The sequence below is a fragment of the Desulfovibrio sp. 3_1_syn3 genome (genome assembly GCF_000145315.2).
GTDB lineage: Bacteria > Desulfobacterota > Desulfovibrionia > Desulfovibrionales > Desulfovibrionaceae > Desulfovibrio > Desulfovibrio fairfieldensis.
Window position 1 is genome coordinate 1,972,885 of sequence record NZ_ADDR02000001.1, and the last position, 26,847, is coordinate 1,999,731.

At 55.2% G+C, this 26,847-nt stretch carries 22 protein-coding genes; 9 read left to right on the top strand and 13 right to left on the bottom strand.

Going from position 1 to position 26,847, the window contains the following annotated elements:
* Nucleotides 1-26 precede the first annotated feature (26 nt).
* Entirely contained in the window at nt 27-1,151 is a 1,125-nt protein-coding gene (locus HMPREF0326_RS08365; RefSeq protein WP_009301795.1) for an alanine racemase, read from the bottom strand.
* A gap of 306 nt (nt 1,152-1,457) precedes the next feature.
* Here HMPREF0326_RS08365 and upp point away from each other — a divergent pair, with 306 nt between their 5' ends.
* The 3 genes from upp to HMPREF0326_RS08380 all read left to right on the top strand — a co-directional run bounded on the left by upp (nt 1,458) and on the right by HMPREF0326_RS08380 (nt 3,675).
* Nucleotides 1,458-2,084 (top strand): uracil phosphoribosyltransferase, encoded by a 627-nt coding sequence (gene upp, locus HMPREF0326_RS08370; protein WP_008684626.1) that lies wholly within the window; start codon nt 1,458-1,460, stop codon nt 2,082-2,084.
* Nucleotides 2,085-2,142: 58 nt separating this feature from the next.
* Nucleotides 2,143-3,402: a uracil-xanthine permease family protein gene (locus HMPREF0326_RS08375; RefSeq protein WP_008684624.1), complete on the top strand. Its 1,260-nt coding sequence runs from the start codon at nt 2,143-2,145 to the stop codon at nt 3,400-3,402.
* A gap of 111 nt (nt 3,403-3,513) precedes the next feature.
* On the top strand, nt 3,514-3,675 hold the full coding sequence (locus HMPREF0326_RS08380; protein WP_008684623.1) for a hypothetical protein: 162 nt from the start codon (nt 3,514-3,516) through the stop codon (nt 3,673-3,675).
* A 375-nt stretch (nt 3,676-4,050) separates the two neighbouring features.
* Here the strand turns inward: HMPREF0326_RS08380 and HMPREF0326_RS08385 are convergent, their stop codons facing one another.
* From HMPREF0326_RS08385 to HMPREF0326_RS16755, 4 genes are all read right to left on the bottom strand, one after another.
* Nucleotides 4,051-5,328, bottom strand: coding sequence for a TRAP transporter large permease (locus HMPREF0326_RS08385; protein ID WP_008684621.1), 1,278 nt, complete (start codon nt 5,326-5,328; stop codon nt 4,051-4,053).
* A gap of 9 nt (nt 5,329-5,337) precedes the next feature.
* Complete coding sequence (locus tag HMPREF0326_RS08390) at nt 5,338-5,817, bottom strand: TRAP transporter small permease (protein ID WP_008684619.1); 480 nt, start codon at nt 5,815-5,817, stop codon at nt 5,338-5,340.
* 127 nt (nt 5,818-5,944) lie between these two features.
* A complete protein-coding gene (locus HMPREF0326_RS08395; RefSeq protein WP_008684617.1) occupies nt 5,945-6,916 on the bottom strand; it encodes a TRAP transporter substrate-binding protein in 972 nt (323 codons plus the stop codon).
* Between the two features lie 136 nt (nt 6,917-7,052).
* Complete coding sequence (locus HMPREF0326_RS16755) at nt 7,053-7,313, bottom strand: hypothetical protein (protein WP_156896232.1); 261 nt, start codon at nt 7,311-7,313, stop codon at nt 7,053-7,055.
* Nucleotides 7,314-7,469: 156 nt separating this feature from the next.
* Here HMPREF0326_RS16755 and HMPREF0326_RS08400 point away from each other — a divergent pair, with 156 nt between their 5' ends.
* Nucleotides 7,470-8,807 (top strand): deoxyguanosinetriphosphate triphosphohydrolase, encoded by a 1,338-nt coding sequence (locus HMPREF0326_RS08400; RefSeq protein ID WP_008684613.1) that lies wholly within the window; start codon nt 7,470-7,472, stop codon nt 8,805-8,807.
* A 305-nt stretch (nt 8,808-9,112) separates the two neighbouring features.
* Nucleotides 9,113-9,568, top strand: a complete 456-nt coding sequence (locus HMPREF0326_RS08405) for a hypothetical protein (protein WP_008684611.1) — start codon at nt 9,113-9,115, stop codon at nt 9,566-9,568.
* 210 nt (nt 9,569-9,778) lie between these two features.
* On the opposite strand, the gene tatA is transcribed toward HMPREF0326_RS08405, so the two are convergent.
* Nucleotides 9,779-9,973: a twin-arginine translocase TatA/TatE family subunit gene (gene tatA, locus HMPREF0326_RS08410; protein WP_008684610.1), complete on the bottom strand. Its 195-nt coding sequence runs from the start codon at nt 9,971-9,973 to the stop codon at nt 9,779-9,781.
* 387 nt (nt 9,974-10,360) lie between these two features.
* Nucleotides 10,361-10,888, bottom strand: a complete 528-nt coding sequence (locus tag HMPREF0326_RS08415; protein WP_009301789.1) for a DUF1269 domain-containing protein — start codon at nt 10,886-10,888, stop codon at nt 10,361-10,363.
* A gap of 625 nt (nt 10,889-11,513) precedes the next feature.
* Here HMPREF0326_RS08415 and HMPREF0326_RS16050 point away from each other — a divergent pair.
* From HMPREF0326_RS16050 to dmpG, 4 genes are all read left to right on the top strand, one after another.
* Complete coding sequence (locus HMPREF0326_RS16050; protein WP_008684606.1) at nt 11,514-13,439, top strand: sensor histidine kinase; 1,926 nt, start codon at nt 11,514-11,516, stop codon at nt 13,437-13,439.
* Nucleotides 13,420-14,883 (top strand): sigma-54-dependent transcriptional regulator, encoded by a 1,464-nt coding sequence (locus tag HMPREF0326_RS08425; RefSeq protein ID WP_008684604.1) that lies wholly within the window; start codon nt 13,420-13,422, stop codon nt 14,881-14,883. Before HMPREF0326_RS16050 ends, HMPREF0326_RS08425 begins: the two co-directional genes overlap by 20 nt.
* A 478-nt stretch (nt 14,884-15,361) precedes the next feature.
* The gene (locus HMPREF0326_RS08430; protein ID WP_020990433.1) at nt 15,362-16,249 is read left to right on the top strand and encodes an acetaldehyde dehydrogenase (acetylating); all 888 of its coding nucleotides are present in this window, start codon (nt 15,362-15,364) and stop codon (nt 16,247-16,249) included.
* 62 nt (nt 16,250-16,311) lie between these two features.
* On the top strand, nt 16,312-17,370 hold the full coding sequence (gene dmpG, locus HMPREF0326_RS08435) for a 4-hydroxy-2-oxovalerate aldolase (protein WP_020990434.1): 1,059 nt from the start codon (nt 16,312-16,314) through the stop codon (nt 17,368-17,370).
* A 265-nt stretch (nt 17,371-17,635) separates the two neighbouring features.
* Here dmpG and HMPREF0326_RS08440 read toward each other — a convergent pair whose 3' ends face one another.
* The 6 genes from HMPREF0326_RS08440 to HMPREF0326_RS08465 form a co-directional block, all read right to left on the bottom strand.
* A complete protein-coding gene (locus HMPREF0326_RS08440; RefSeq protein ID WP_008684601.1) occupies nt 17,636-18,529 on the bottom strand; it encodes a glycyl-radical enzyme activating protein in 894 nt (297 codons plus the stop codon).
* A 68-nt stretch (nt 18,530-18,597) separates the two neighbouring features.
* Nucleotides 18,598-20,994 carry a glycyl radical protein gene (locus HMPREF0326_RS08445; RefSeq protein ID WP_008684600.1) on the bottom strand — a complete coding sequence of 799 codons (2,397 nt, stop codon included), beginning with the start codon at nt 20,992-20,994 and terminating at the stop codon, nt 18,598-18,600.
* Between the two features lie 37 nt (nt 20,995-21,031).
* A complete protein-coding gene (locus HMPREF0326_RS08450) occupies nt 21,032-22,261 on the bottom strand; it encodes an OFA family MFS transporter (protein ID WP_008684599.1) in 1,230 nt (409 codons plus the stop codon).
* Nucleotides 22,262-22,891: 630 nt separating this feature from the next.
* Nucleotides 22,892-24,172 (bottom strand): c-type cytochrome, encoded by a 1,281-nt coding sequence (locus tag HMPREF0326_RS08455; protein WP_008684598.1) that lies wholly within the window; start codon nt 24,170-24,172, stop codon nt 22,892-22,894.
* A gap of 9 nt (nt 24,173-24,181) precedes the next feature.
* The gene (locus HMPREF0326_RS08460) at nt 24,182-25,960 is read right to left on the bottom strand and encodes a GMC family oxidoreductase (protein ID WP_008684596.1); all 1,779 of its coding nucleotides are present in this window, start codon (nt 25,958-25,960) and stop codon (nt 24,182-24,184) included.
* Between the two features lie 3 nt (nt 25,961-25,963).
* Complete coding sequence (locus tag HMPREF0326_RS08465; RefSeq protein WP_020990436.1) at nt 25,964-26,680, bottom strand: gluconate 2-dehydrogenase subunit 3 family protein; 717 nt, start codon at nt 26,678-26,680, stop codon at nt 25,964-25,966.
* Nucleotides 26,681-26,847: the final 167 nt, after the last annotated feature.

Consider the following 26,847-nt stretch of genomic DNA (forward strand, 5'->3'; position numbering starts at 1 on the left):
GAGGCGCGACGTGCCCCGGCGCGGGATCACCAGCCCCGGCAGCGGGGCCAGACAGCCGTGATTTCCCGCCCCCGGCAAACGTGGTAGGCGTCAAAAGCGGCGGCCGTGGCGCAGGCGTGCACGGGCAGAATACGCAGCAGGGTGCCCACAGGCAGAGGCGGGCACTGCCCCGCGCACGCGGCGATGATGCCGTGTTCCTGATTGGTTTCCTCCACGCGCAGTCCGGGCAGCGGCTTGCCGTCGGCATCGCAGACCAGGCCATACCCCTCCCGGGCGAAGCGCCCCGGCAGGCCCGTATCGCGCGACAGAGCCATCCAGCCCGCGTCCACCACCAGATTGCCGCTATCTTTCCGGCGGCCGATGACCGTGCAGAGCACGGACAGGGCGATGTCTTCCGGGCGGCAGACACCCAGACCGGCCATGACCAGATCCTGAAACATGTAGACTCCGGCCCGCACTTCGCTGACGCCCGTGAAATCCTCGCCGTAAAAAGCCGTGGGCGTGGAGCCCACGCTGACCACCGGGCAGGCATGCCCGGCCTCGCGCAGGCGTTGCGCCGCGCGCACGGCCGCGTCGCGCTCCTGCTCGGCCAGGGCCGCGAAAACCTCAGGGCCGGGATTGGGCAGATCGTAGGCTGAACCGGCGTGTGTCAGCACGCCCAGCAGGTTCTGCCCGGCCCCGGCCAGCAGGGCCGCAGTCTCCGTCAGCTCCGGGTCGTCCGGGCGCAGGCCGGAACGGTGGCCGTCGCAGTCGATTTCCAGCAGCAGATCAAAAATGTGTTTGCGCTCCCGGGCAAAGGCGGCCAGTTGGCGGGCGCTCTCCGCACTGTCCAGCAGCAGGGAGAGGCGTACCCCCCGCTGACGCAGAGCCAGAGCGCGCGCCAGCTTGCCCGGCGTGACGCCCACGGCGTAGCAGATGTCCGTGACGCCGTGTTCCGCGAAATATTCGGCCTCCGCCAGGGTGGAGACGGTGATGGGTCCCTGCGGGGAGACCATGCAGAGCCGCGCCACGTCCATGCTTTTGCAGGTTTTGCAGTGCGGGCGCAACGCCACGCCCAGAGCGCGCAGACGCTCGTCCAGGCGGGCGATGTTGCGGCGCAGGCGGGCTTCATCCAGGAGCAGGGAAGGGGTGGGCAGATGATGTAGTTGCACAGGCGCTCCTTCGGGGAAATCCGTTTTGAGAGACCGTGGGTACTCTGAGTGCGCTTTGCTCGTCAGGCGTCGGGCAGCGTGAATGATCGGGTTTTTACCTGGCGGGAGTTTTGAAACAGCCCCGGCGTAAACGGCTATCGCAAAAGTCCGCGCCTGTAAACCGGGACGGGGAACCGTAGAAAAGAAGGGAAGTTCCGCGTCGTGCGGGCTTGACACGCTTTCACTGACGGCATAGGCTTAACAAGTTAAGAATTATAGTAAAAACAATCCATTATCATCACTTCAACCTCTTGACAGGAGATCTGCATGGCCGTCTACGTGGTTGATCATCCTCTCGTGCGCCATAAGCTGGGCATCCTGCGCATGGAGTCCACCTCCACCCGCGAATTCCGCACCGTAGCCAACGAAGTGGCCCGCCTGCTGATCTATGAAGCCACCAAAAATTTCCGTACGGAAAAGCACGTGGTGCAGGGCTGGGCCGGGCCGGTGGAAGTGGAGGCCATTTCGGGCAAAAAAGTGACCGTGGTGCCTATCCTCCGGGCGGGGCTCGGGCTTATGGACGGCGTGCTGGACATGATCCCCGGCGCGAAGATCAGCGTGGTGGGCCTGTACCGCAATGAAAGCACGCTGGAGCCGGTGGAATACTACGTCAAGCTGGCCAAGGATCTGGAACAGCGCCTGGCCATCATCCTGGACCCCATGCTGGCGACAGGCGGCTCGCTGATCGCCACCATCGACCTGTTGAAAAAGCACGGCTGCCGCCGGATATGCAGTCTCAATCTGGTCTGCGCGCCCGAGGGCATTGCCAGGGTCGAGGCCGCGCACCCGGATGTGGATATCTACACCGCCGCCATCGATGACCACCTCAATGAAAACGGTTACATTATTCCGGGCCTGGGCGACGCCGGAGACCGCATTTTCGGCACCAAGTAGAGCGGACCGGCTTTCTCAGGCCGGGCCGTTGTGACGGACCATAACCGGGAGCGGGCGCATGCATGCGGACAGCGGGCAACATGGCGACATGGACACGAACTATAATCTGCGTCTGCGGGATTGCCTGCTGGGCGCGCAAATGCTTTTTGTGGCCTTCGGCTCTCTGGTGCTGGTGCCGCTGCTCACCGGCCTGAACAGTAACGTGGCCCTGTTCACCGCCGGTGTGGGCACCCTGATCTTTCAGATCTGCACGCGCGGCAAGGTACCCATTTTTCTGGCCTCGTCCTTTGCCTTCATCGCGCCCATCATTTACGGCGCGCAGACCTGGGGCATGGCCCTGACGCTGGGCGGGCTGTTCTGCTCCGGTCTGGTCTACGTCCTTCTGAGCCTGCTGATCCGCTGGCGGGGCATGGGCATCATTCTGCGCCTGCTGCCGCCCATCGTCACCGGCCCGGTGATTGTGGTCATTGGCCTTGTGCTCGCGCCCGTGGCCGTGAACATGGCCCTGGGCAAGAGCGGAGACGGCGCGCAGCAGCTCGTGCCGGAGAATACGGCCATGATCATCTCCATGGCCTCCCTGGCGGCCACGGTGCTGGTTTCCCTGCTGGGCCGGGGCTTTTTGCGCCTGGTGCCCATTCTCTGCGGCATTACCGTGGGGTTCAGCACGGCCCTCTGGCTGGGCGTGGGCGGCTGGGACAAAGTACTGGCCGCGCCCTGGCTGGCCCTGCCCGCCTTCACCTTTCCGGAATTTTCCCTGGAGCCCATTCTTTTCATTATTCCCATCACCCTGGCCCCGGCCATTGAGCATTTCGGCGACATCATCGCCATCAGCTCAGTCACGGGCCGGGATTATCTCAAGGATCCGGGCATCAAAAACACCATGCTCGGCGACGGCCTGGCGACCATGGCCGCCTGCGCCGTGGGCGGCCCGCCCAATACCACCTATTCCGAAGTCACCGGCGCGGTGACCCTGACCCGCGCCTTCAATCCCGCCGTGATGACCTGGGCCGCGCTCTGCGCCATTCTGCTCTCCTGCGTTTCCAAGCTGGGGGCCTTTTTGGCCTCCATTCCCACGCCGGTCATGGGCGGTATCATGATTCTGCTTTTCGGCGCCATCATGGTGGTGGGCCTGAACACTCTGGTGCGGGCCCGCGAGGATCTGATGGAAGCGCGCAATATGGTCATTGTGGCACTGATCATCATTTTCGGCGTGGGCGGCATGCAGTTCAGCATCGGCAGCTTCAAGCTGGGCGGCATCGGCCTGGCCGCCGTGACCGGGGTGCTGCTCAACCTGTTTCTTCCCCAGCGCCGGGAATAACGAGCGGCAGGCGGCGAAGGGCTGAAATCAGGGCTATGTCTTTTCCGTTAAGCGTGCTACACTTCTTTCAACGCTGATTCAGCAGCGTACATATATACGGAGGTACGCACCATGACGGAAAAAAGAGATGATGGATACACCACCTGCCCGGTTTGCCACGGCAGCGGTAAGAATAACGACGGTTCCGCCTGCTATGAATGCAGCGGCACCGGCCAGCGGCAGAATGCCTGCCAGGTTCCCGAAGGGCCGGAGCACACCGGCGTGTGCGATTAGCACGTTTTCATGCTAGAGCATTTCAACATTGAAATGCTCTAACGCCGAACACGGTGAGGCGCGCCGCGAAGACCGACCCGGCGGGCGTACAGGCATCGAGAGCAACGCGGCGTGGATTCCGGCAAAGCGACCGAAGGCAGCCCGAAGGGCTGTCCCCGTTGGCGACAACGGAGCCATACGGGGATCGACAGTAGCGATAACCGAGCTTTTTGCCGGAATGACCCCTTTGAAACATGTAGCGCTTCAAAGGTAATCTGCTCTAAGTTGACGGAATACGTATGCCAGAAAAAAGCGGCGGGGAAACCCGCCGCTTTTTGTGTCGCGGGCTTCCCCCGCATCAGCGGGGGAAGCCCGCTTGTTCCGGCCGACTCTTCGTCAGCGCAGCAGATCGGGCAGGAAGGTGATGATGGACGGGAAGTAGGTCAGCAGCACCAGGTCCACCAGCAGCATGATCAGATAGGGCATGACCTTGGCCGTGACCTTGTCGATGGACAGGCCGGTGATGGAGGCCACCACAAAGAGGTCCAGGCCCACGGGCGGGGTGATGCAGCCGATGGCCAGGTTCACCACCATGAGCACCCCGAAGAACATGGGGTCGATGCCCATGCCCGTGGCCACGGGCAGCAGAATGGGCGTGAGAATGACCACCGCGGCCGAGGCGTTGATCAGGGTGCCGATGAAGAGCAGCAGCACGTTGACCAGCATGAGGAAAACAATGGGGCTGTCGGTGAGGGTGGCGAAGCTCTGGGCCAGCATGTGCGGCACCTGGGCGTTGGTCAGAATCCAGCCGAACAGATTGGCCGCGCCCACCACGAACATGATCATCGTAGTGTTGTAGGCCGCGCTGAGCAGGGTTTTGGGCAGATGGGCCAGGGTCAGCTCCCTGTAGATGAAAAAGCCCACCAGGGCCCCGTACACGGCGGCCACGGCGGCGGCCTCCGTGGGCGTGAAAATGCCCGTGTAAATGCCGCCGAGAATGATCACCGGCATCATCAGCGCCCAGAAGCATTCCCTGAAGGAACGCAGAATGCGCATGACCGAGAAATGCCCCTCGCCCTGATAGCCGTTTCTTTTGGAAATGACCCAGCTCACCACGCACATGCTCACGCCCATGAGAATGCCGGGCGCGAAACCCGCGATGAACAGGTCGGCAATGGAGGTGTTGGCAATGGAACCATACACCACCATGGTGATGGACGGCGGAATGACGATGCCCACCGTGCCGCCGCTGGCCACCACGGCCGCCGCGAAGGAGCGGGGATAACCGCGCCGCTCCATCTCGTCGATCATGGACGCGCCGATGGCCGCTGTGGTGGCGGCCGAGGAGCCCGAGAGAGCCGCGAAGAACATGCCCGCCACGGCCACCACCAGGGCGAGGCCGCCGGCCAGCGCGCCCACCAGGGCCATGGAAAAGTCGACGATGCGGCGGGTCACGCCCCCGTCGGACATGAAGGCCCCGGCCAGCATAAAGAAGGGCACGGCCATGAAGGAAAAGGAATCCACCGAGGTGAACATGCGCTGCACCACCACGATGAGCGGCATATCCAGCACGGCGTAGAGCACAATGGCCGAAGAAAGGCCCAAAGCCACGCCGATGGAGGCTCCGGTGGCCAAAATCAGCACAAAGGACGTCAGGATAACCCACAATGTCATGGCGGCCTCCTACTTAAGTTCCGCGGCGGGCGTTTTGAGGACGCGCATGAGGTTGCCGAGAACATACAACAGCATGACGCCGCAGCCGAACGGAATGACCACATACACCCAGGACATGGGGATCATCATGGCCGGCGAGGTCTGAAAATCGGCCAGCATGACCATGCGAACGCCGTTCCAGACCATGATGGACAAAAAGGCGATGGAGAAAATGTCGGCAAGGATATTCAGCGTCTTCAGCGTGACGCCTTTGACGCGGCTGGTCAGGGTTTCGATGCACATATGCCCGCCGTAACGGGCCACCAGCGGCAGCGAAAGAAAAACCACCCAGACGAAGAGATAACGCGCCAGCTCTTCCCCGAAATGCGGGGTCCAGCCGAACACATAACGCGTGATGACCTGCCCGAACACCAGCAGCAACATGGCCGCATTGGCGACGATCACCAGGGCCTTGAGCATCTTTTCTAAAAATCTGGACAATGCGATCATAGGAACCCTCCGGCTGTCGCCGCGCCGCGTCCTTTCCCCGTCCGGCGACAGCCTCCCCCGGAGCAAAGTAACTTTTCAAAGTTACTTTGCTCCGGGGGAGGCCGCCGTAAAAACGAGAAATGTCCGCTTACTTCACGGCCAGAACGGCCTTGATGTTGTCGTCGCCGAAGCGCTTGGTATAGATGTCCCACACGCTGCGCGTGGCCCTGGCAAAGGCTTCCTTGTCCACACCCTCGTTGACCTGGCATTTGCCGCTGTCCTGGATGGTCTTCAGGAATTTTCCTTCCAGGTCGCGGCAGAGCTGGCGCTGCCAGTCGCGGGTGTCCTCGGCGGCCTTGCGCACGATCCGCTGCTGTTCGGGGCTGAGCTTTTTCCAGGCGATGGTGCTGATCAGCACGGGCTCGGAGGCATAGGTATGCCCGGTGAGGGAGAGGTATTTCTGCACCTCATAGAAGTGCTTGGTGGCGATGTGGGCCAGGGGATTTTCCTGCCCGTCGATGACGCCCTTCTGCAAGGCGGTGTACAGCTCGCTCATGGCCATGGGGGTGGGGCTCGCGCCCAGGGCCTTCATCATTTCAATGTACACGGGCTGTTCCATAACGCGGAATTTGAGGCCCTTCATGTCTTCGGGGGTCTTAATGGGGCGGACGTTGTTGGTCATGTGGCGCACGCCGTTTTCCCAGATCGCCAGGGTGATCATGCCCCGGGCCTCGCCCTTTTTGCACAGTTCCATGCCCACGGTGTCCAGGGCCTTGTAGGCGTGCTGCACGTCGCGGAAAATGAAGGGCAGGTCAAAGACCGCCACTTCGGGCACGAAATTGCCCAGCACGGCGGTGCCGGTGAGGGTCATGTCCACCGTGCCGAAGGTCAGGCCTTCAACAAGGTCGCGCTGATTGCCCAGCTGGCTGGAGGGGTAGACCTTGATTTCCACTTCGCCGTTGGTGCGCTCTTTGACCAGTTTGGCGAAATGGTCGGCGCCCTGGCCGTAGGGATTTTCAGGCTCGGCAATATGCCCCAGTTTCAGGGTGACGGGCGCGGCCAGAGCCAGGGATGCGCCGAACAGCAGAATGGCGGCGGCGGACATGATGGTGCGGAACATACACAACTCCCTTGTAAGAATGCGGATTATGACTCCGGAACCGGGCTTGCGCAGGCGTTTCGAGAGTCACCGCAGCCCCCGCAACGGTTCCTCCGCGTGTGAAGAAAGCCACGCTCCACCCAATTTATATGCTTACCTATGTAGCCTTGCTCCGGATATCTGGCAAGAAAATTTCCTGTATGTTGTTTGCATGCTCAATGAATATCTCCGCGACGTGCTGATAGATTTCTTTTACTGTGTGGAATAATAGTCTTTTTGCCCGCCACGGCGTTAGAGCAATTTCACTTTGAAATTGCTCTGCTGACGCGAAGGCGGCAGCCGCCACGAAGTGGCGTGGATTCTGGCGAAAACCACGTTTTTCGCCAGAATGCCAACTTTGAAATTTGTAAAATTTCAAAGTTAATCTGTTCTAGGGCCTGTTCGCGCCGCTTCCGACGGCCGGTGAGAGAGAAAGACAGCCTCTGTCGGGACAAAAGAAAATTGTGTAGGCTGGCGCTGACGCCATGGGGACCGTTGCCCCACATATCCCGTGTCGCCGGAGGTGGCTGCGCTTATGACTGTGTATGCGGAACAATGGCAAAAACTGCTCGCCCCGCACCGGGTAACCAGTACGGGAACCTGCTGTTATGAGCTGTCGGACGACAGGAATCCCTTTCTTCAGGATTACGACAGAATCGTATTTTCCAGTTCGTTCCGCAGGCTTGCGAAAAAGACGCAGGTGCATCCCCTGAGCCGGAACGATCACATCCACAACCGGTTGACCCATTCCCTGGAAGTAAGCTGCGTGGGGCGCTCGCTGGGCATTCTGGCGGGGCAGGCGATAGCCGGGCGGGGAGACATGCCCCAAGGTTTCACGCCGGTGCATTTCGGACAGATCGTGCAGGCGGCCTGCCTGGCCCATGATATCGGCAACCCGCCGTTCGGGCATGCCGGGGAATCCGCCATCCAGGACTGGTTCAAGGACGAGCAGAACGGCGGCAACTATCTGAAGGAACTCAGGGAATACGAAAAAACCGACTTTAAGACCTTTGACGGCAACGCCCAGGGCTTCCGGCTGATCAACCGGATTGAAAATAACAAGGATCGCGGCGGGTTCCGCCTGACCTTTCCGGTCATTGCCGCTCTGGTCAAATATCCGAACTCTTCCTATGAAGCTGTGGGGAGCGATTCAAAAAAATTCAACTATTATGCGGCTGAAAAAAGCATCTTCTGTCAGGTGTTTGAAACGCTGGGCCTCAGTTGCGGCGGGTTCCGCCGCCATCCGCTTTCTTATCTGCTGGAGGCCGCCGACGATGTCTGCTACCGCATCATTGACATGGAAGACGCGCGGGAGCTGCGGATCATCTCGTATGAGGACATTCTCGACGTGCTGGAGCCGTTGAAGGCGTCCCTGAACATTGACGAGGAAAAGCAGAAGACCATGGATTCCGACAGGCGACGGGCGGGCTTTCTCCGCGCGCAACTGATTTCGCATATCGTGCGCTCGCTGGGACGGACCTTTGAGGACAAGTACGCTGAGATCATGGAGGGCGGCCTGAAGGGGAGCCTGCTCAAGCACGCGGAAGGCGACGTCGCCGCCTATCTGGAGCGGGCGAAAAGGATTTTTACTGAAAAGATCCTGAACAATAACCAGAAGATTTCCCTGGAGGTGGGCGCGTACAATCTGTACCGGCGGCTTCTGGACGTCTTTATTCCGTCCTGCTTCAAGGTCAAAATGAACCGCAGTCTCACCTATCAGGAGGAACGGGCGCTGCATCTCATGGGCGTGAACGCTCCGACGCACGACGACGATCTCTATCAATCATATCTGCGCGTCCTTGATTTCATTTCCGGCATGACAGACGATTATGCCACGTTCATTTCCAGGCAGTTTTCCGGCACGGCCAGTTGACGCACAAGCGCGGCGGGAAAGTGGGCGGGTCTTTTCCCGTTCCGAGCGGACTTGACCTTTGATTCTTAGTGTGCTTCTTTCCCAAAAGGTGCTCAAAACACCTTTTCCGTCAGCGGTTTCCCACCCCGAAAGTTTGTGGGTTTTCTTGTGCCCTTTTGGGGCCTGCTTCCTGCATTGATGTTCCGGGTGTGGGCGAAATACAATACCGGCTTGCCGGGAAATAGCCCGCTGTCTGACGGCAGTTTTGAGCACCCGGAGCTTTTCATTTTGGGAGCTCTCATCAAAAAAACCGTCAGGAGCGCCTTATGTCCCAATCTCTCTCGACTCCCGTTCCTTCCCCACGCCCAAGTCTTCCGGATTTCAGCGCGCTGGCCGCAAAGCTGCAAGAAACCGCCCAGGCCCTGCTGGCCTTTTGCCCGGCAGGCCGGGACGGCGGCAATGCGGCGGACACGTCTTCCCCCACGCCGGGAGGGGCGCCCGGCGTGATCCGTACCTACCTTCTTCCGGACTTCGCCGTGAAAGAGGAAAAGTGCCTGTTGGAGGAGTGCGGCGCCGGAGACTGGCAGAAAGCCCTGCATATGGTGCGCGGCAAACTTGAAATTCTTTCCTGCCTCATGCGCCACTTTGATGAGGAAGAAGAGGTGGACGGCTTTTTTCTCAACCAGATTGTTGAAAACCTGATGGCCCAACCATTGGATATGTTGAACAGGCTTTGTTCGCTGGTGGCGGATTTCCAGGAGCCGGAACCGGAAGACAACTAGAATAATTCACTCTTGAAATGAGTGGATTGCTCTGATGTCCGCTCACGGACGACGTAGGGTTTGAAATGTGCAACATTTCAAACGCAAAATGCTGTAAAAAGATGAAGAGCGCCGGGATTCAAAACATTCCGGCGCTTTCCGCATGAAAAGGCCCGGCGGAGAGCTTACCACCGGGCCTTTTCGGTCTGTTACGAACAGCGCCGCATGCGCTTAACTGTCCGACCTGTTCGTATCGCTTTTTTTGCGGCTGATATCTATTTCATCGGGTTCGTTGACGGCCTGTTTGAAGTTTTTGATGGCCTTGCCGAGCCCGGCACTGATTTCAGGCAGCTTTTTCGTGCCGAACAGCAGCATCACAACCAGCAGAACCATGAGCAGATGCGGTATACTGAATAAATCCAACATGGCGGGACTTCCTTTTTGGGGTACAAGCGACGCGGGGCCGGAATCGGCCCGGCTTTTTACCTATTCTGCCTTACCATACCCGCCTTCATTGTAAAAGCAAGCTGTCTGGAAGAAGGCTTTCACGGCCTGGAAGGGCGGCGTAGCGCCCTTATTCGCGGGATTTGTGCGGGAAAGGTTGGGGAGACACGGCCGGAAAATTTTCTGAGGCAACGCGGGCCGTGTTGTGCCCGAAGCTGAGAAAAGCCGTTCCATGAAAAATGGCCGCGCGCTGTTGCCGGCGATCACGGCCATGGTCAGTTCTGAAATTGCTGCCGGAAAATGAATGCAGCGTGTCGTGGAATCAAAGGCCGCCCTCCTTCGGGGAGAGCGGCCTTTGACGGGAACGTTTTACTTGTTTTCCTGGGCCGGTTCGGCATCTTGCTGGGCTGTGCGGGCGCTGTCCAAAACGGCCTGCAATTTGGCCTGGTCTTCATGCGAAAGCGAAGATTGCAGGATGGTGCCGCCGGTGCCGCGCAGTTCGTCGAGCACCTTGTCCGTCAGGGTGGAATCGACCAGCACAAACAGGGCGGACGTGCCGGGGGTCAGTTTTTCCGCAAGCTGTTTCATGAAGTTGTCGTTGATGCCTACGTCGCTCAAGGCCCCGGCAACCGCACCGGCTCCGGCGCCGACCACAAGGCCGAGCAGCGGATTCATAAAGATCAGGCCGATGAGCGTTCCCCAGAAGCCGCCGCCGACCGCGCCGCTCGCCGTCAAATTGTACATCTGGTGCAATTTGATTTTGCCGTTCGGCTTCTTTTCAGCAATGACGGCATCCTCAAGCGAAACGAGGTAGGACTTCTGCATTTTAATGAAGTCGAGACGGACTTCCTCAGCCTTGAATTCCGTGTCGTATACCACGACTATTAGATTACGCATGTTAATCTCCTATATGATATCGGGCTATATATTCGGGTGTAACGTCAATCGGGTCCGAATCTACGCATTGATGCACGGTTTGCGCTCTTCCGGGCAAACATTTCGCCCGTGGGCGGGCGCGGGATCACCCGTGCTGATTTCTTATAAACGGATTCGTCTCTCCCGGCAATGTCTGAGGGGGCAGCACCGTACCCGGCCGGAACTTGAGTAGCCACCTGTCTTCAACTGTTGTCTGAATTGACAGCATTTATTAAAAAAATTATAAAATTATTTTATAATCATTCTTATAATTCTACATATCTCGGTCAAGCTAAGTTTATTGTTATTTTATTATGCAACTAAATTTAGTCTATGTAAAAATGTTAACATATTATATGCAGTAATAAAAATAATATCTTATATTTATGTACAGTAAATATCAGAATATTCACTGAAATAACTATGTACATTTTATTTAAAAATATGTGGCACAATATTTGCTATTCTGCCGGGTTACATGAAGACTGAATGTTCTGGCAGTTGATAGTATTTCTTATATAAAATTTTATATTTCATTGTCAGCTATTATTTTTGAATATCTCAAGCAGTATGTTATGCAATATATAACTTGTGGAGGTGTATTTTTATGGATACAGGGCTTAACTCACTAAATAAAATAGCAAATATGCTATTAGAAGATTTCAAACTATCCTCTTTTTTTAAGAAAAGTTCTGAAATTGTATTAAAAACAATAGATGGTAGATGTTGCTGCTTATTGAATATCATATATTCTGAAGAAAATTTTACGTGTGTTTCCATATGTCATTCTATTCCTGAACAAGATGAAACTTTTACTACGGAACTTGAAAAGAGGGTGTTTAACGAAATTAAGCTGCATGAAATAAAATCAGAAAAATATTTTCTCATAACAAGTGCCGATTTTTCAGAAATTTATTTTCCGATACATACACAAGATATCCTCTCATACGTATTATATATTAAAGCTGACTGCCTGTCTGAGAATATAATTAATTTTCTGTTGTGTTATGTCACAATAATTGAATTATGTATATTGTATAAAAATATTATAAAGCAACGTAATGAAATTTTTAATTTTGTCAAAGATCCATTTTATATTTCAGATAAAAACGGAAAAATAGTTTTTTGGAATGACGCTGTTGAAAAATTGTTATCTGATAAGCAAGACATATATAATCACCAAGTTAACAGAAAATTTAATAGTTTTGATATTGGATTTGTTAATGTCTGTTCAAAGCAAATAGATAATGAAGAAGATCTAAGATTTCAGGAAATGATTGCAAAGCGTGCAAAAACGCATAAAAATGATTATAAAAATCTGTATAATTTAAATGGAATATCGTATGCAAAGATATATTCACTATATGATATTTTACAGATACGTCAAACGGAAGCTGAATTGCACAAACTTCGTTTCATAGGACGGATGATCAATGACTTCAATGAAACAGGAATATTGGCCATCAATAATGATGGAATTACATATTACAATACAAAGCTTCTAGAGCTTCTTGGCCTGCCTCGAAATCATAAACCGGCTTTGAAAGATCTGCTCGGTCTTGTAGGAAAATCATCGGATGACGAGGCGAAAAAGCTTCTTTCCTTTGTCAAACCATTGATTCATGCCATGTTGCCCGATCCTCCCTCTGTGGAATTTTTACTCATAGATGGAAGTGAACCACGCAATCTCCGCTGCAGTGCCCAAAGAGACTCGGGCGATGCTCAATCTATTCTGGTTATTTTCACTGATATTACCCGAGAATGTCGTCTCATCGCCCAGGCCAAAGAAAATGAAATGAAAGTGCTGCGCGCGGACCGGCTTTCCGCGCTGGGCGTTCTTGCGGCGGGATTGGCGCATGAAATCGCCCAACCCTTGGGCACTATTAAGGTTGTGGCTGATACTTGTCTGTATGGGCAATCCAAAGGCTGGGCCCGACGCGATGAGGATCACTCAGAGCAGTTTCGAATTATTTCCGAACAGGCCGGCAGAATGGCCAAGGTCATAGAAGGGGTCCGTATTTTTTCAAGGGACGAGCGTGAGCAGGACAGCGCTATATGTGATCTGAATGAGGCCATAACCAACGTTATGACCTTGTTGGAACAGCAATTCAGCGCGCATGGCATCCATGTCGGTGTGAACTGCCATGAAGGGCTTCTGATGGTCGGTTGTGGCCTGGGCCGCCTGGAGCAGGTACTGATCAATCTTTTGGTAAATTCAAGGCAGGCTCTGGACGCCAGCGAATACGGCTATAAGGAGATCATCGTCACAGCCAGGCGCCGGGATGACAGCGCCTGGCTGACGGTGGAAGACAACGGCCCTGGCATTGATAAAAACGCTTTTCCACACATTTTTGATCCTTTTTATACAACAAAAGAAATCGGCCAGGGGACAGGGTTAGGACTTTCCATATGTAAAGCCATCGTCAATGGCGCCGGCGGCGACATTGAAGTATCTAACAAATATGCCGGAGGCTGTGTATTTCAAGTCACCATACCCTTAGTGGAGCCTCGGAATGAAAATATTACTGATTGATGATGAAAAAGATTTTGTCAGTAGCCTTGAAAAATTTATTATTCAGCTTGGTTATGAAACATCCGTCTGCTATAGCGGACAGGAGGCTTTAGATGTCTTTTATCGTGAAGCCCCGGATATTATCATCACTGATATTCAAATGCCCCGTATGGACGGCATTGAATTCATCCGGCGCGTGAAGCAAGTCATCGGACATCATATTGATATTATTGTAGTGACAGGGTTCAGCAATACGGAAAATACCATAAAAGCACTGAAATACGGGGTCCGTGATTTTTTTACCAAACCTTTGGATATCAGTGAATTGGCAGCTCTGTTGCGACGCTGTGAAGAAGAGATTCTGAGCAGAAACAAAGAAAACCGCACTGAAAAGTCCGCCCCCAAGGCCTCCATGCCTGCGGTCAACAGCTGTCAGGTAAGCGGGGAACCACTGCAGCTGTATGTATTTTCCGACATCATGCGCGCTACGCTTGAAAAGGCTTCGCTCTACGCCCAGGATCGCTCATTGCCCATTTTGATCTGTGGAGAAACCGGCACCGGCAAGGAGATGCTCGCCCGTCACATCGCCAGGCACCACGGCATGGGCAAGCCTTTTATCGCGATCAATTGCTCGGCGCTCCCGGAACAGCTTATTGAAGCCGAGCTTTTCGGCTACGAAAAAGGCGCGTTCACTGGAGCCTCCCCATCAGGGAGAAGCGGCATTTTTGAACTGGCGCAGGATGGGACCGTATTTCTGGATGAGATCGGGACCATGGACCTGCATCTGCAAAGCAAACTCCTGCGTGTTCTTGAAGAAAAGGTATTTACCAGAATCGGAGGGCATACACTTTTTCCGGTGCGCTCCCGCATTCTTACCGCCACCAACAGCGATCTTGAGTTGGAAGTCGCCAAAGGGCGCTTCCGCCGGGATCTGCTTTACCGCATCAACGCCGGTGTCATCACCATACCTCCTTTGCGTGAGCGCAAAGACGATATCATTCCCCTGGTTTATGCGTTCGGGCGTCACTTTGCGCAGGAAAGCAATACCTGCTTTCCCGGCGTCAGCAAGGAGGGTGAAGACCTGTTGCGCCAGTTTTCCTGGCCGGGCAACGTCCGCCAGCTCAGAAATACCGTCCGGTTGCTCTGCCTTGTAGCCCGGGGCAGACAGGCCACCCTGGCCGATGTTGAATCCCTGTCTCCCGCTTTTTCCAAGCTTGAAAGCATCCCGATACATGAACAAGAATCGCTGGATGGGGTGGGAACAGAATCCCTCCCGGAACGGGGCTTTAATCTTGAACAATTTACCATGCGCATTATAAAATCGGCCCTTCAGCTCAACGGAAACAACATCAGTAAGACCGCCCGCTACTTGGGGCTGACTCGACGCCAAATGCAGCACAGGTTGAAACGAATTTTCCCGAACGGCGTCGTGGGCACCCAGACGGAACACAGCAATCAGAAATAGAACGCCGCATTCCGGGCGAGTGCACAATTTGGTGCATCTTTTCTGTGCACTGCACCTTGATGTGCACTTAAAAATGCAATCCGTCTCCTCCCAGAGCGCGTTTTTTCTCCTCCCGTCCGCAAGGTTCTCTGTATCCCGTCGTGATCTGTGCCCGGAATGGGCTTTGCCGTTGTGTTTAGCAGTCAGCATTCTTTTCGTATTTGTAAATCGGGATGCCGTATGCCTTTTCTTTACTTTTGCATGCTCTTTGCTACCGGACTTCCAAACTGAGGGAATCTGTGGGGGGGAGGTGTATGAAAAAGGAAAGTGGAGCGTTTCATAATTGAGAGATTTTTTACAGCAAAGGCATTGCAATTTTTTACGCTTAAACGTTCTGATGGATGATGCGGAGTTCATTTTATTGTGACCTCATGAAATATTCTGAAACGTATAACGGCTTATGAAAAATGCACTTGTCTGATTCAACCGAGGAGTGTGTATGTCTCAAGACAGAATTGGGGCAGCTATTGTCGGCCCGGGAAACATAGGTATCGACCTGATTTATAAGATGGCCACGCGTGCCAAAAATCTTGAATTAAAACTTGTCTGTGGCAATCACGACAGTTCCAAAGGTTTGGACTTCGCCCGGAAACTGGGCTTTGAAGCTTCAGCCAATTCCATTGCCGATATTCTTTTGCGCGATGACATCAAGATTGTTTTTGACGCCACCACCGCTGCCGCGCACACGGCCCATGCCCCCCTACTGGAAAAAGCGGGAAAGTTCGCTGTGGATCTTACGCCCGCCGCCATCGGCCCCTATTGTTGTCCGGCCATAGCTCTGGATGACGAACATCTTGCGGCGCGCAATGTCAATCTGATTACCTGCGGCGGGCAGGCTACCATTCCGATGGTCAAGGCCATTTCCAGGGTAACGCCGGTTCGCTATGGCGAAATCGTGGCTGTCATTGCCAGCAAAAGCGCGGGTCCCGGGACGAGGCAGAGCATTGACGAGTTCACTCGTACCACGGCCAAGGGCATTGTGGAGGTGGGAGGCGCCATCACCGGCAAGGCCATTATTCTGCTCAATCCCGCCGAGCCGCCTATGAATATGAGCAATACCATTTATCTCATGATTGAAGATTTCCGCGAAAAGGAACTTCAGGAATCTGTGGAGGAAATGGTGCACGCGGTGCAGCAGTATGTGCCGGGCTACAGGCTGAAGATCCCGCCCAACTATGATGGAGAGAGACTGATGATCATGGTTGAAGTAGAGGGCAGCGGCGACTATCTGCCGACCTATGCGGGCAACCTGGATATTGAAACCTGCGCCGCGCTCGCCGTTGGCGAAAAGGTAGCCGGTCTTATGCTGTCCGGGCATAAGTTCTGATCCGTATTCGCCGAAAAGCCCGGCGGCAAGCCGAATATCTTTGCAATACCTGGAGTAAAGAAATGAAGAAAAAAATAAAAATACTTGAGCTTTGTCTGCGCGACGGCATGCACGCTCTGCGCCATAAGCTCGATGCTTCGGAAATGTCGGCCATCGCCGAGAAGCTGGACACGGTGGGGGTGGACTCCATCGAGTTCGGACATGGCAACGGTCTGGCCGGAAGCTCTTTCCAGTATGGTTTTTCCGCCTCCAGTGATCTGGAGTATATTCAGGCCGTAAGCAAGGTCGTGCGCAATACGCCGTTGAGCGTCATCATCATTCCCGGTATCGGCACCAGAGAAGAGCTTAGGGCGGCCAGGGATCACGGAGTCAGCATCGCCAGATTCTGCACCGAAATGACGGAGAACGACATTGCGGAACAGCATATCGGCATGGCTGCGGAAATGGGTTTTGAAACGCGGGCGACCTTGCCCCGGCCGGCGGCCATGTCCGTTGAAGATACCGTTTTTTATGCCAAGCGCTCGGAAAGCTATGGGGCCAAAGTCGTCTATATCATGGACGGCGGGGGATCTATGCTGCCGGATATGGTCTATGACCGGACTAAGGCCATGCGTGAAGCCCTGAAGCCTGAAACAGAAATCGGCTTCCACGGGCATAACAATCTCCAGCTGGCGGTGGCTAATTCCATAGCTGCGGTTCAGGGCGGGGCCACCCATGTGGACTGCACCATGAAGGGCATGGGAGCCGGCGCGGGAAATTGCCCCACGGAAATATTCGCTGCGGTTCTGGATCGCATGGGCTGCCAGACGGGCATAGACCTCTATAAGGCCATGGATGTGGCGGATGATGTGGTCAAGCCGCTTTTCACCCGCATGATTTCCCCCATGGCCTTTGACAAGGATAGCCTGATGCTGGGCTATGCCGGCACGTATTCCAGCTTTTTGTTGTTCGCCAAGCGCGCCGCCGCCCGTTACGGCGTGGACGCCAGAGACGTGATCAGGGTCATGGGTGAGCGCGGCTGCACGGAAGGGCAGGAGAATCTCTGCATTGAGTGCGCCTATGAGCTGGCCAGGGCAAAGGGGTTGAAAGTGCCCAGCACCTTTGCGGCCGATAATTTTTGAGTCTGACAGGACGAGATCTGAAAGCCCCGTCTGATCAGGCGGGGTTTTCAGATCTCTTTGGACCGCTGGGAGATCTTTCTAACTTATGTTCAGGTCAGCCAAAATCAGGCCGGCTTTTCCTGACGATTCGCCTGGGAAAGCCGGCCTCTTGCTTCCTGTGAAAGAAGCAATCTCTGTCCGCTTGCCGGAGCGGACCGTTGGGGAGGCTACCCGGCACCGGTTTGGGGTGGTGCCGATGTGAGCGTGTAAGCGCCCCGCACGGAACTCAAAGCACTCTGGCCCGTGTGCGCGTGGCAAGATATTTTTTGACCTGACGCAGAGTCTTCTTTTCCGGCGGCACAATGTCGTTCAGCGTATAGGTCATGCCGAGCTCGCCGTATTTGCCTTTCCCGTACTGGTGATAGGGAAGGACTTCCATTGCATTGATATGCAGTTCGTTGACCGTGGCGCAAACGCCGTCGAAGTGTTCCTCATCCATATTGATGCCCGGGATCAAGGGAAGCCGAAGCAGAATATCGGCATTGCGTTCGTGCAGGAGCCGCAGGGATACCTTGATTGCGCTGTTGCCGACGCCCGTGCACAGCTCATGCTTTTTACTGTCGTGCAGTTTGTAGTCGAACAAAAATTGATCCACCAGCGGGACGGATCTGGCCAGCAGATCAGGCGGCACCAAACCGCTGGTTTCAACTACTGTCCCGAGTCCCAGGCATTTCAGCCCTTCAAGGACGTCCAGCAGGCGTTCCCCCTGGGCAAAGGGCTCGCCGCCGGAAAGCGTGACCCCACCCGACGACATCTGGTAATAAGACGTGTCTTTTTTTAGTTCCCTGAACAGTTCTTCCAAAGACATCGTTTTGCCGCTGAGGCGCAGGGCTGTGGAGGGACAGGCTGCGGCACAGAGACCGCAGGCATCGCATTGATCGCGTTCAATGGCCAGACTCCCGTCCCGCATTGCGATCAAGCCCTTGGGACAGGCGGAAGCACAGCTGCCGCAGCCTACACAGATTCTTGAAGAATACATCAAAACAGGTTTTGCCTGCTGGGATTCCGGATTGCTGCACCAGGCGCAACGCAAGGGGCAGCCTTTGAAAAAGACGATGGTTCTGATGCCGGGCCCGTCGTGCAGACTGAAGCGCTGGATATTGAAAATGCCGACTTCCATGGAAGCTCCTTGATCTTTTGGCGGGATGGCGGTTGCCCTCGAGCCGCTCTGTTTTCAGCAGGATTGGATCAGCCGAAATGCTCCGTGCGGGCGATAATTTCCTCTTGGGTGCGCGGATCGATAGTGGTGAAGAACACGCTGAAACCGGCCACGCGCACAGTCAGGAAGGCATGTTTTTCCGGGTGTTTTTGGGCGTCGCGCAAGGTTGCGGCATCCACGACGTTCAACTGGATGTGCTGGCCCTTGTTGAGGAAGAAGGTTTTGAACAGGGCACTGACTTTGGCGATATTTCTGTCGTCCTCGAACACGCTGGGATGGAGTTTGAGGTTCAGCAGGGTGCTGCCCGTGGCTTTGTAGGGGTCCAGTTTTGCCACAGAGTTCAGCAGGGCGGTGGGCCCTTCCTTATCCACGCCGTGAGAGCAGGAGACGCCCCCGTCGGCGAGGCTTTCGCCCATTTTACGTCCGTCCGGAGTGGCACCGGTGCGGTCAGCGACCATGACATTGGTGGATATACTATACAGGGCCAGGAGATAGGGGCCGTTGCGGGGATTTTTGTACAGCGAAATGATGGCGTAAAGTTCATTGACGATGTCATTGCCGATGGCATCCACAGCCTCGGTGTCCGTGCCATACTTGGGCACTCTGTTCTTCATGTAGGCGCGGATTTTTTCATGCCCGACGTAGTTGGCCCGCAGGGCGTCCTTCAACGCGGCCCAGGTGAAGATCTTGTCCTCATAGACGGCCTGCCGAATGCACGCCAAAGAATCCGCCACATTGGCGATGCCCACGGCATTGATGGTCGTGGAATTGAACAGCGCGCCGCCCTGCATGGAGCTCTTGCCGCTCTCCTTGCAGCCCTGCATGACGATGCCCTCAAAGACTGTGGGCATGAGCCTGGCGTGGGCGATGTCCAGAATGTTGTCGCAGGCGATGTGCAGGCGTACGTAGTAGCCAAGCTGTTTCTTGTACGCCGCCACAAAGTCTTCAAAGCTGCCGAAATCTTCCACCGCTCCGGTGCGGAACTGTTGTTGTTCGCCGGTTGTGATGTCCATGCCGTCGAAAATCGTGTATTCGATCATTTTCGCCAAATTGAAGAAACCGCCGGTCAACCAGGGTTCCGCAACTCCGGGCACTGTTTCCTCGGTGCAGCCGACGACCGCGTATCCTCTGGCCTGTTCCAGATTGTAGCCCAACTGCAACATATTGGGGATCAAGACCTCGTCATTGAAGAAAGCCGGCATGCCGGTGCCAAAGGAGGCGATTCTGACGGCAAAATTCAGGAACTCGTCCGGCATACCGTAAAACCAGCGTATGGACGTGGACGGTTGAAAAAGCCCGACCCTGGCCGTAGCGTCAAGGCACATGTAAGAAAGTTCGTTGACCGCGCACTTGCCGTCCTTGTCCTGGCCGCCCAAAGTAATGTGCTGGAACATAGGATAGCCGCCAAAGGCGATGGAGTTGAGCTTGTCACGGACTTTGTTGATTTCGCTCAATTTGATCCAGAGGCAGTGGATCAGTTCCTCCGCCATTTCTCCGGCGTTGGGGGCCGCTTCCAGATCGGCCTTGAAAAAGGGATACATATACTGGTCAAAACGGCCGGGAGAGACGCTGTGGCCGTTGGCCTCCAACTGGAGAATCAGATGGAGGAAAAGGAAGGATTGGCAGGCCTGCCGGAATGTTTCGGGTTTGTGCGCGGCAAGATGCTCACAGGTCTGGGCAATGAGCTCCAGTTCCCGGCGGCGTTCGTCGCCCGCGCACGTCTCCGCCTGGCTGTGCGCCAGTGCCGCATAGCGCAGGACAAAGCGCCGCGCAGCCGCCATCATGAGCAGGGCGGATTTATAGAATTCAAGACGTTCACAGGCTTCCGGGTCCATTCTGTCCACGCTGTCGCGCAGGCCTTCCAGATCCGCTATGATGCCGGGAATGCCCTTTTGCAGCCAGTATTCATAATCCACGATCATGTGGCCCACGCCCGAGCGTGTGGCGGTGAGCAGATAACAGAAATTCCCGGCCGCCTTGCGTCCTTCTTCGCTGAACAGGGGGAAGGCGTAATCATTGAGGCAGGCGCCTTCCCAGCGAGGCAGCAGCCTTCGTAGCTCTTCTTTTGTTTCAGGCGGCAGCACAAAGCGGTCCGCCACGCGCGTTTCGAATTCGTCCAGTTCCCTCATGATGAAGTCAACGGCATACTCCGGGAAAAGCGGTACGCCGCGCGGCATCTCCGCCATGCCGCCCACAAGCAGCTCGTCATCGGCAATATAGATGTCCATTTCTTCAAGGATTCTGGACAGCACGACGCCCCTGCGCAGAACTGCCGGCATATTCATGGTATCTTCATAAGCGGCAGTGACGATTCGCGCGCGTTGAGCCGAAATTTCGGGTACCGTGGCTATGAAGCGTTCACGCAGACGTCTGATTCTTTCCGAAACCATATCCATCATTTGATAGCGAGGGGCTTTGGCAGCCATAACCGCACTCCTTGTATGTCATGAAAGGTTGAGTGTGTCAGGCGGATAGAGCTTCTTCGGCGTTGGCCTGGCGGTTTTCATTCTTCTGGGCGGCTCTGGCGCGATTGACCATAAGCTTCACCAGCACCGCCAGGAACAGGCCGAGCACGGCAAAGGCGCACGCCACCATGAAGGCCAGCCTGAAGCCGCCGGTGGCGGCTTCGGAGTATGCGATGACCTGAGGACCGATGATAGCTGAGAAAGCGAATACCTGGAAAACGACATTGTAATTCTGTGCGAAGTGCCGCGTACCGAAGCATTCCACGGCGACCGGGGAGATGGTGCAGGCATATGCTCCATAGCAGAATGGAATCAGCAGGATTGCTGAAACGAACAATACCTCCGTGGTGAACATGGAGAGTACCGACATGCTGATCAGAGTGATCAGGCAGAGGCAGATGAGCACATTGGGGCGGCCGATTTTGTCCGACATGCCACCCCAGAACAAGCGGCCGGTGGCACTGGCAATGGCGAAAAAGCCCACAACAATGGCTGCGGCCTCGGGAGAATAATGCAGGGTTGACTGCAAAATGGGCGAGCCTAGGGACAGAGCCATGGCACCGCAGGACATGCCGAACGTATATAACAGCATGATGACATAGAAGAGTGGGGTACTCAGCAGCTGCCTGGGCGATTTTTCATACAATGAAGGGGCCTGGGGCGTGGTGTTCCCGCTATGGGCGGACATGGCTTCCGTAAATCCCATGGGGATTTCCCTCAGAAATCTGGTAACCAGGATAAGGCCGACAATGAAAAAGACACCTATGTACTTAAAGGCGTTTTCAATGCCGAAGGTGCTGATGAGATAGGAAGCAAGGGGTGCCCAGAAAAAGGGCGCGCAGCCGTAGCACGCGGTATACAGACCGGCGGCGAGACCCTTGCGGTCAGGAAACATCTGAACGACATATGTGGCCAAGCTGGTGTAGACAATGCCGATGCCTGCTCCTGTAATGACGCCGAAATAAAGGTAAAATTCATATACCGAACCCCGTATAAAACCACAGAGCAATATGCCCACGGCATAAATGACGCTTCCGATAAAGGTATAGCGGCTGATGGGCATGCGGGCTCGGTATTTGCCCACAAGAAGAGGAACTATAGCGGTTATGACGATATTTAACGTATAGGCCAAGGATACAGCGCCCTTGCTCCAGCCGTAGCGCTCGACCAGAGGGTTTACATAGACGCTGAAAGAGTAAATCACTCCCACAAGAAGTGCGGAAAGCATTGCTGCGCCAAGAGAAAGCCATCTTTTTCTCGCAAAATCCATCACAACCTCCCTCTGTTGACATGGAAAAGACTTTTTTGTTTTTCCAGCGAATTGTTAAAGGACAGGTTGCAAATTATGTGCTGGGGAAAGAGAGGGTTCTTTTATAAAAATTTTTATAAGTTATTTATTTAGATGTGTTACAAGTTAAAATAAAATACTAAATTGATCTTTCTGTTGTTATTAACTAGATAATATAGTTATAAAAATCATCGAAATAGAGGGGGGAATTGTGAGGAAATTGGGGGGCATCATAATATATAATAATATATATTGACTGGTTATTGACATCTTCTTTCTGAGATGCACAAAAATGTTAATCTGCACAAAAAAGTGCACACATTTCTGTGCGCAACAACGAAACAGATTCGGTCCGGGACTGACGCCATAGGCCGAAATGTTTTCAGAGACAGATGGTAATCTTGGGCGGTTGAGCAAGCGGATGCTATGATACGCCCTCATTAGAGGGGCGAAATAAGAAAGCCCTTCCAGGTCAACAGATTGAAAACCCGACAGGGGCGAAGTGTCACGGCCTGACCGCCGGGTACGGCTTCATGAAACGCGCACCCGGCGGTCAGCCTGTTGTTTTGCTTACGGTTGCGTCTCCATCAGCTTATCCACGTTACTGTTTCCGAAAACGCGCGGATCCGGGAAAAGGGACTTGTCCCCACGAACTTTGCGCACGTCTTCAGCGCTTACAGCGGGAGCATGATTCCCCCAACTGCCGCGGATAAATGTCACCACATCGGCAAGCTGTTGGTCATCAAGCCGCCAGCCGAAAGGCGGCATGGTTATGGAGGAAGGGGCGGCCTTGAAACCGGGCAGCGTTTGCCCCTGAAGAACAATGTGAATGAGAGAGACGGGATCCCCGCTCAGCAGAACCGGGTTGCCGCGCAGTTCCGGGAAGAAACGGGCATAGCCGCTTCCATCGGTTCTATGGCAGCTTGCGCAGCTGTCCACATAGGTGGCTGCCCCTGGCTTGCTGTCATCGCCTTTCCACAATTGCCGGGCGACCGTCTTGTCTTCCCTGAAAGGCGCTTGGGACGGATCCTTGGCGGGAAGGGATTTCAGAAAACGCGCCATGGCAACGGCATCGTCGCGGGTCAGATAGCGCGTGCTGGTTTCAACCACCTCGATCATCTTGCCGAAGGCGGCTGTAGGATCATTGCGCCCGGTCAGGAAGAACTCCGTCAGGTCCTCCACGCTGCGTCCGGCCAGCCCGTCCTGATTGTCTCCCCGCAGATTGATGGCTATCCAACCGGCATAATTGCCGCCGCCGGACAAAAAGTCCTTGCCCTGGCTCGCCCATTGGGCCTTTTCGACCCCCTGCGCATTTCTGGGCGTATGGCAGAAGCCGCAGTGGCCCAATCCTTCCACCAGGTAGCGGCCACGCGCCACCACCGGGTTTTCTCCGGGGGCGGGGGCAAAGGGCCTGACCTCTCGTGGAGACGCTTCGCTCACCGGCTTGTCGGGCTGACTGACCTTATTGTCGATGGGCTGAACACCGTGCATGAAGAAGTTATACAGGTCATGCACGTCTTCATCGGTCATGATCGCATACGAGGGAGGCATCATGACCGACATGGGGCCTCTTGGCGAGATGCCCTGCCGCACCGCCTTGTCAAAGGCGGCGAAGTCGAATCTGCCGATGCCTGTTTCCTTGTCCGGGGTAATATTGGGGCTGTTGACGATGCCGAAAGGAACGCCTCCGGCATAGGGGCCCTTGTGATAGGTGTGACAGGCAATGCAGTTTGACGCGCGGGCGACATATTCGCCGCGCCTGACGCTCTGCTCAAGATCGCTTGTGGCTGCCCGCGCCGTTGCGGCCACGGCAAAAACACCCAACGTCAGAACGATAAGTAGTTTTTTCATGGTTGCTCCTTACGCCAACGGTCCGGGCTTTTTGAGATAATTTTCGCGAATGGCTTTGGCGGACCAGTAGGTCAGGGCCGCCACCAGCCCGGTGGGATTATAGCCCAGGCCCTGCGGAAAAGCGGATGCGCCGGGAACGAAAACATTGTGCACATCCCAGTTCTGCAGAAAGCGGTTGACGGCGCTGGTATTCGGATCAGTGCCCATGACGGCTCCGCCGTTCAAATGCGTCGTCTGGTATGTGCCGAGATTGAAATGTTCTCCGGGATGTTTGGGGCTGCCGGTAATGAATTTGGGATGCAGCGCCCTGGCAATGATTTCCAGCTTCTTGAACATGAACTGGTTCATTTTGATGTCGTTGTCCTGCCAGTCAAAGGTCATGCGCAGGAGAGGCTGGCCATGGACCGATTTGTACGTCGGGTCCAGATCCAGATAGTTGACCCTGTAGGACTGATGCGCGCCGTGCACGTCCATGGAAAGATGGTGGGTATAGTTTTCCGCCACGTCGGCTTTCCATTCGCTGCCCCAGTTGGGAGTGCCCGGCGCTGTGGGCAGGCCGGAGATCGGCTTTGTTCCGGCCTGGTTTACCCAGAACGGCGCGCCGCCCACAAAGCCGTACGGGGCGTGGTCGAAGTTGTCGGCGTTGAAGTCGTCTATGGCGACACCCGCGCCGCCCGCGCCGATAAAGGGATTGGTATGAACATTCTTGTCAAAGAAGGCTTTTATGGTAGTCATGTTCTGATACGAAAAGTTCCGGCCCACGACGCCCGTATTGGTGGCGGGATCATACGGCTTGCCGATGCCGGACAACAGCATCAGGTGCACGTTATGGAACTGGAAAGCCGAAATGACGACGATATCCGCGGGCTGTTCGACCTCGTTGCCCTGTGAGTCCACATAGGTGACGCCCGTGGCCGTTTTTTTGTCTTTGCTGAGGTTGACCTTGAGAACCCAGGAGTCGTTGCGCAGCTCGAACCCCGGTTCCCGGCGCAACGCGGGCAGGATGTTCACATTGGGAGACGCCTTGGAGTACATGTAACAGGCGTACCCGCTGCAAAAGCCGCAGAAATTGCACGGCCCCATCTGGGCGCCGTAGGTATTGGTATAGGTTTGCGAGGTGTTGGCCGAAGGCAGGTCATAGGGATGAAAGCCGGCGGATTCAGCCGCCTTGTAATAGAGCCGGGCCGAATAGGTGCGCTTTTGCGCCGGGAGCGGAAAGGGATTTGAGCGATCCGGAGCGAAGAAGTTGCCGCCCTTGCCCTTGCCGACGATTTTACCGTTGACGCTCCAGGCTGTGCCGGATGTTCCGAAGACCTTTTCCGCCTTGTCGAAAAAAGGCTCCAGCTCGTCGTAGGTGACGCCGAAATCCTGAATGGTCATTCCTTCAGGGATGAAGTCTTTGCCGTAGCGTTCCTCATAATGGCTGCGCATGCGCAATTCCATGGGAGCGACGCGAAAATGGACGCCCGACCAGTGCAGCCCCGCGCCGCCGGTGCCTGTCCCGGGCAAAAATGCCGCGAGTTTGCGGTACGGCACGGCTGTCTGATCCTTGGCATGCCTGAATGTTACTGTACTCTTGGAAAGGTTCTGAAATATTTTATGACGAGTGTTATAGGTCAGCTCGTCAATGCTCTGGGGATAGGAACCCAGGGGATAGGTATCATGGGCCGGTCCCCGCTCAAGGGCGACCACGCTCAGTCCGGCTTCGATCAGCTCTTTGGACATAATGGCTCCGGTCCAGCCAAAGCCGATCACAACAGCATCCACTTTTTTCATTACTTTTGCCATAACCTACCCCCTTTCTCCGCTGATGGACACCGGCGGGAAAGGATATTTCTCGTTTCTTTCCACCCAATCCATAAAGTCGGCCCTTGCCCCGGGAAAACCGATGAGCTTCCAGCCGGTCAACCGCTGATTGCCCCCATGGACGGGATCACTGAAGAAACCTTCGCGGGTGTTCTGGAGCAGGGCGGCAAAAAAGACGTTGGAAGGCAGTTTTTCAAACTCCGCCTTTCCTGATTCCATCTGCTCAAGCAGGGCATCCTGCTGTGCGGCTGACAGCTTGCTGAAGGGGGCATTGTGTCTTTTGCGGGCGAAATTGTTCGCTTCCGCAATACCGAGGCGGTAAATCTCCTGTGGCGTGAGCGGCAGCTGGTAGCCGAGATCCGGGGATGCATCCGGCTGGAAGGGGCCCTGCATATACATTTTGGCGCCGACGCCATACGGCGTCTGCATCTGGCGGTCAATAAATTCCGGAACACCGGCTTCCAGCGCGCCGGGGCCCAGCGTGTCCTCGGGTATAAGCCGAGCGACAGCCGCCTTGATGAATTCAAATTCCTCTTGGTTAAAGAACGTCGGCTGATAGCCGCCCGCGCTCTCAGCCACGTCCTGCGATGAGGACGCGGCCCTGGCGTCAAGCGCAATGCCGCCAAGCGCCAGAACGGGAGCAACGGCTATGCTCTTTATCAGAAAATCTCTGCGCGATCTTTCAAGCGTATCTTTCGACATACATGACTCCATATATTGGGGTTAACGTCACCCCTCGAAAAACAAACCACCTTGCAACAACTCGGAACTACGCAATAGAGTTGCGGCGACAGCGCCGCAACCGCGAAGGGCCGGACGCGCATTCTCCTGTCTCTTGCTGATTTTTGGTAGGGAAGGCGTTGAACTTT

What these genes read in the sequence shown, in the direction of transcription:
- HMPREF0326_RS08400 (WP_008684613.1), top strand. Translation starts at nt 7,470, where the DNA reads ATGACTGTGTATGCGGAACAATGGCAAAAACTGCTCGCCCCGCACCGG.
- HMPREF0326_RS08460 (WP_008684596.1), bottom strand. Translation starts at nt 25,960, where the DNA reads ATGGCAAAAGTAATGAAAAAAGTGGATGCTGTTGTGATCGGCTTTGGC.
- HMPREF0326_RS08455 (WP_008684598.1), bottom strand. Translation starts at nt 24,172, where the DNA reads ATGAAAAAACTACTTATCGTTCTGACGTTGGGTGTTTTTGCCGTGGCC.
- HMPREF0326_RS08440 (WP_008684601.1), bottom strand. Translation starts at nt 18,529, where the DNA reads ATGGAAGTCGGCATTTTCAATATCCAGCGCTTCAGTCTGCACGACGGG.
- HMPREF0326_RS08385 (WP_008684621.1), bottom strand. Translation starts at nt 5,328, where the DNA reads ATGACATTGTGGGTTATCCTGACGTCCTTTGTGCTGATTTTGGCCACC.
- HMPREF0326_RS08430 (WP_020990433.1), top strand. Translation starts at nt 15,362, where the DNA reads ATGTCTCAAGACAGAATTGGGGCAGCTATTGTCGGCCCGGGAAACATA.
- upp (WP_008684626.1), top strand. Translation starts at nt 1,458, where the DNA reads ATGGCCGTCTACGTGGTTGATCATCCTCTCGTGCGCCATAAGCTGGGC.
- dmpG (WP_020990434.1), top strand. Translation starts at nt 16,312, where the DNA reads ATGAAGAAAAAAATAAAAATACTTGAGCTTTGTCTGCGCGACGGCATG.
- HMPREF0326_RS08380 (WP_008684623.1), top strand. Translation starts at nt 3,514, where the DNA reads ATGACGGAAAAAAGAGATGATGGATACACCACCTGCCCGGTTTGCCAC.
- HMPREF0326_RS08445 (WP_008684600.1), bottom strand. Translation starts at nt 20,994, where the DNA reads ATGGCTGCCAAAGCCCCTCGCTATCAAATGATGGATATGGTTTCGGAA.
- HMPREF0326_RS08375 (WP_008684624.1), top strand. Translation starts at nt 2,143, where the DNA reads ATGCATGCGGACAGCGGGCAACATGGCGACATGGACACGAACTATAAT.
- HMPREF0326_RS08450 (WP_008684599.1), bottom strand. Translation starts at nt 22,261, where the DNA reads ATGCTTTCCGCACTTCTTGTGGGAGTGATTTACTCTTTCAGCGTCTAT.
- tatA (WP_008684610.1), bottom strand. Translation starts at nt 9,973, where the DNA reads ATGTTGGATTTATTCAGTATACCGCATCTGCTCATGGTTCTGCTGGTT.
- HMPREF0326_RS08405 (WP_008684611.1), top strand. Translation starts at nt 9,113, where the DNA reads ATGTCCCAATCTCTCTCGACTCCCGTTCCTTCCCCACGCCCAAGTCTT.
- HMPREF0326_RS08425 (WP_008684604.1), top strand. Translation starts at nt 13,420, where the DNA reads ATGAAAATATTACTGATTGATGATGAAAAAGATTTTGTCAGTAGCCTT.
- HMPREF0326_RS08395 (WP_008684617.1), bottom strand. Translation starts at nt 6,916, where the DNA reads ATGTTCCGCACCATCATGTCCGCCGCCGCCATTCTGCTGTTCGGCGCA.
- HMPREF0326_RS16050 (WP_008684606.1), top strand. Translation starts at nt 11,514, where the DNA reads ATGGATACAGGGCTTAACTCACTAAATAAAATAGCAAATATGCTATTA.
- HMPREF0326_RS08415 (WP_009301789.1), bottom strand. Translation starts at nt 10,888, where the DNA reads ATGCGTAATCTAATAGTCGTGGTATACGACACGGAATTCAAGGCTGAG.
- HMPREF0326_RS08465 (WP_020990436.1), bottom strand. Translation starts at nt 26,680, where the DNA reads ATGTCGAAAGATACGCTTGAAAGATCGCGCAGAGATTTTCTGATAAAG.
- HMPREF0326_RS08390 (WP_008684619.1), bottom strand. Translation starts at nt 5,817, where the DNA reads ATGATCGCATTGTCCAGATTTTTAGAAAAGATGCTCAAGGCCCTGGTG.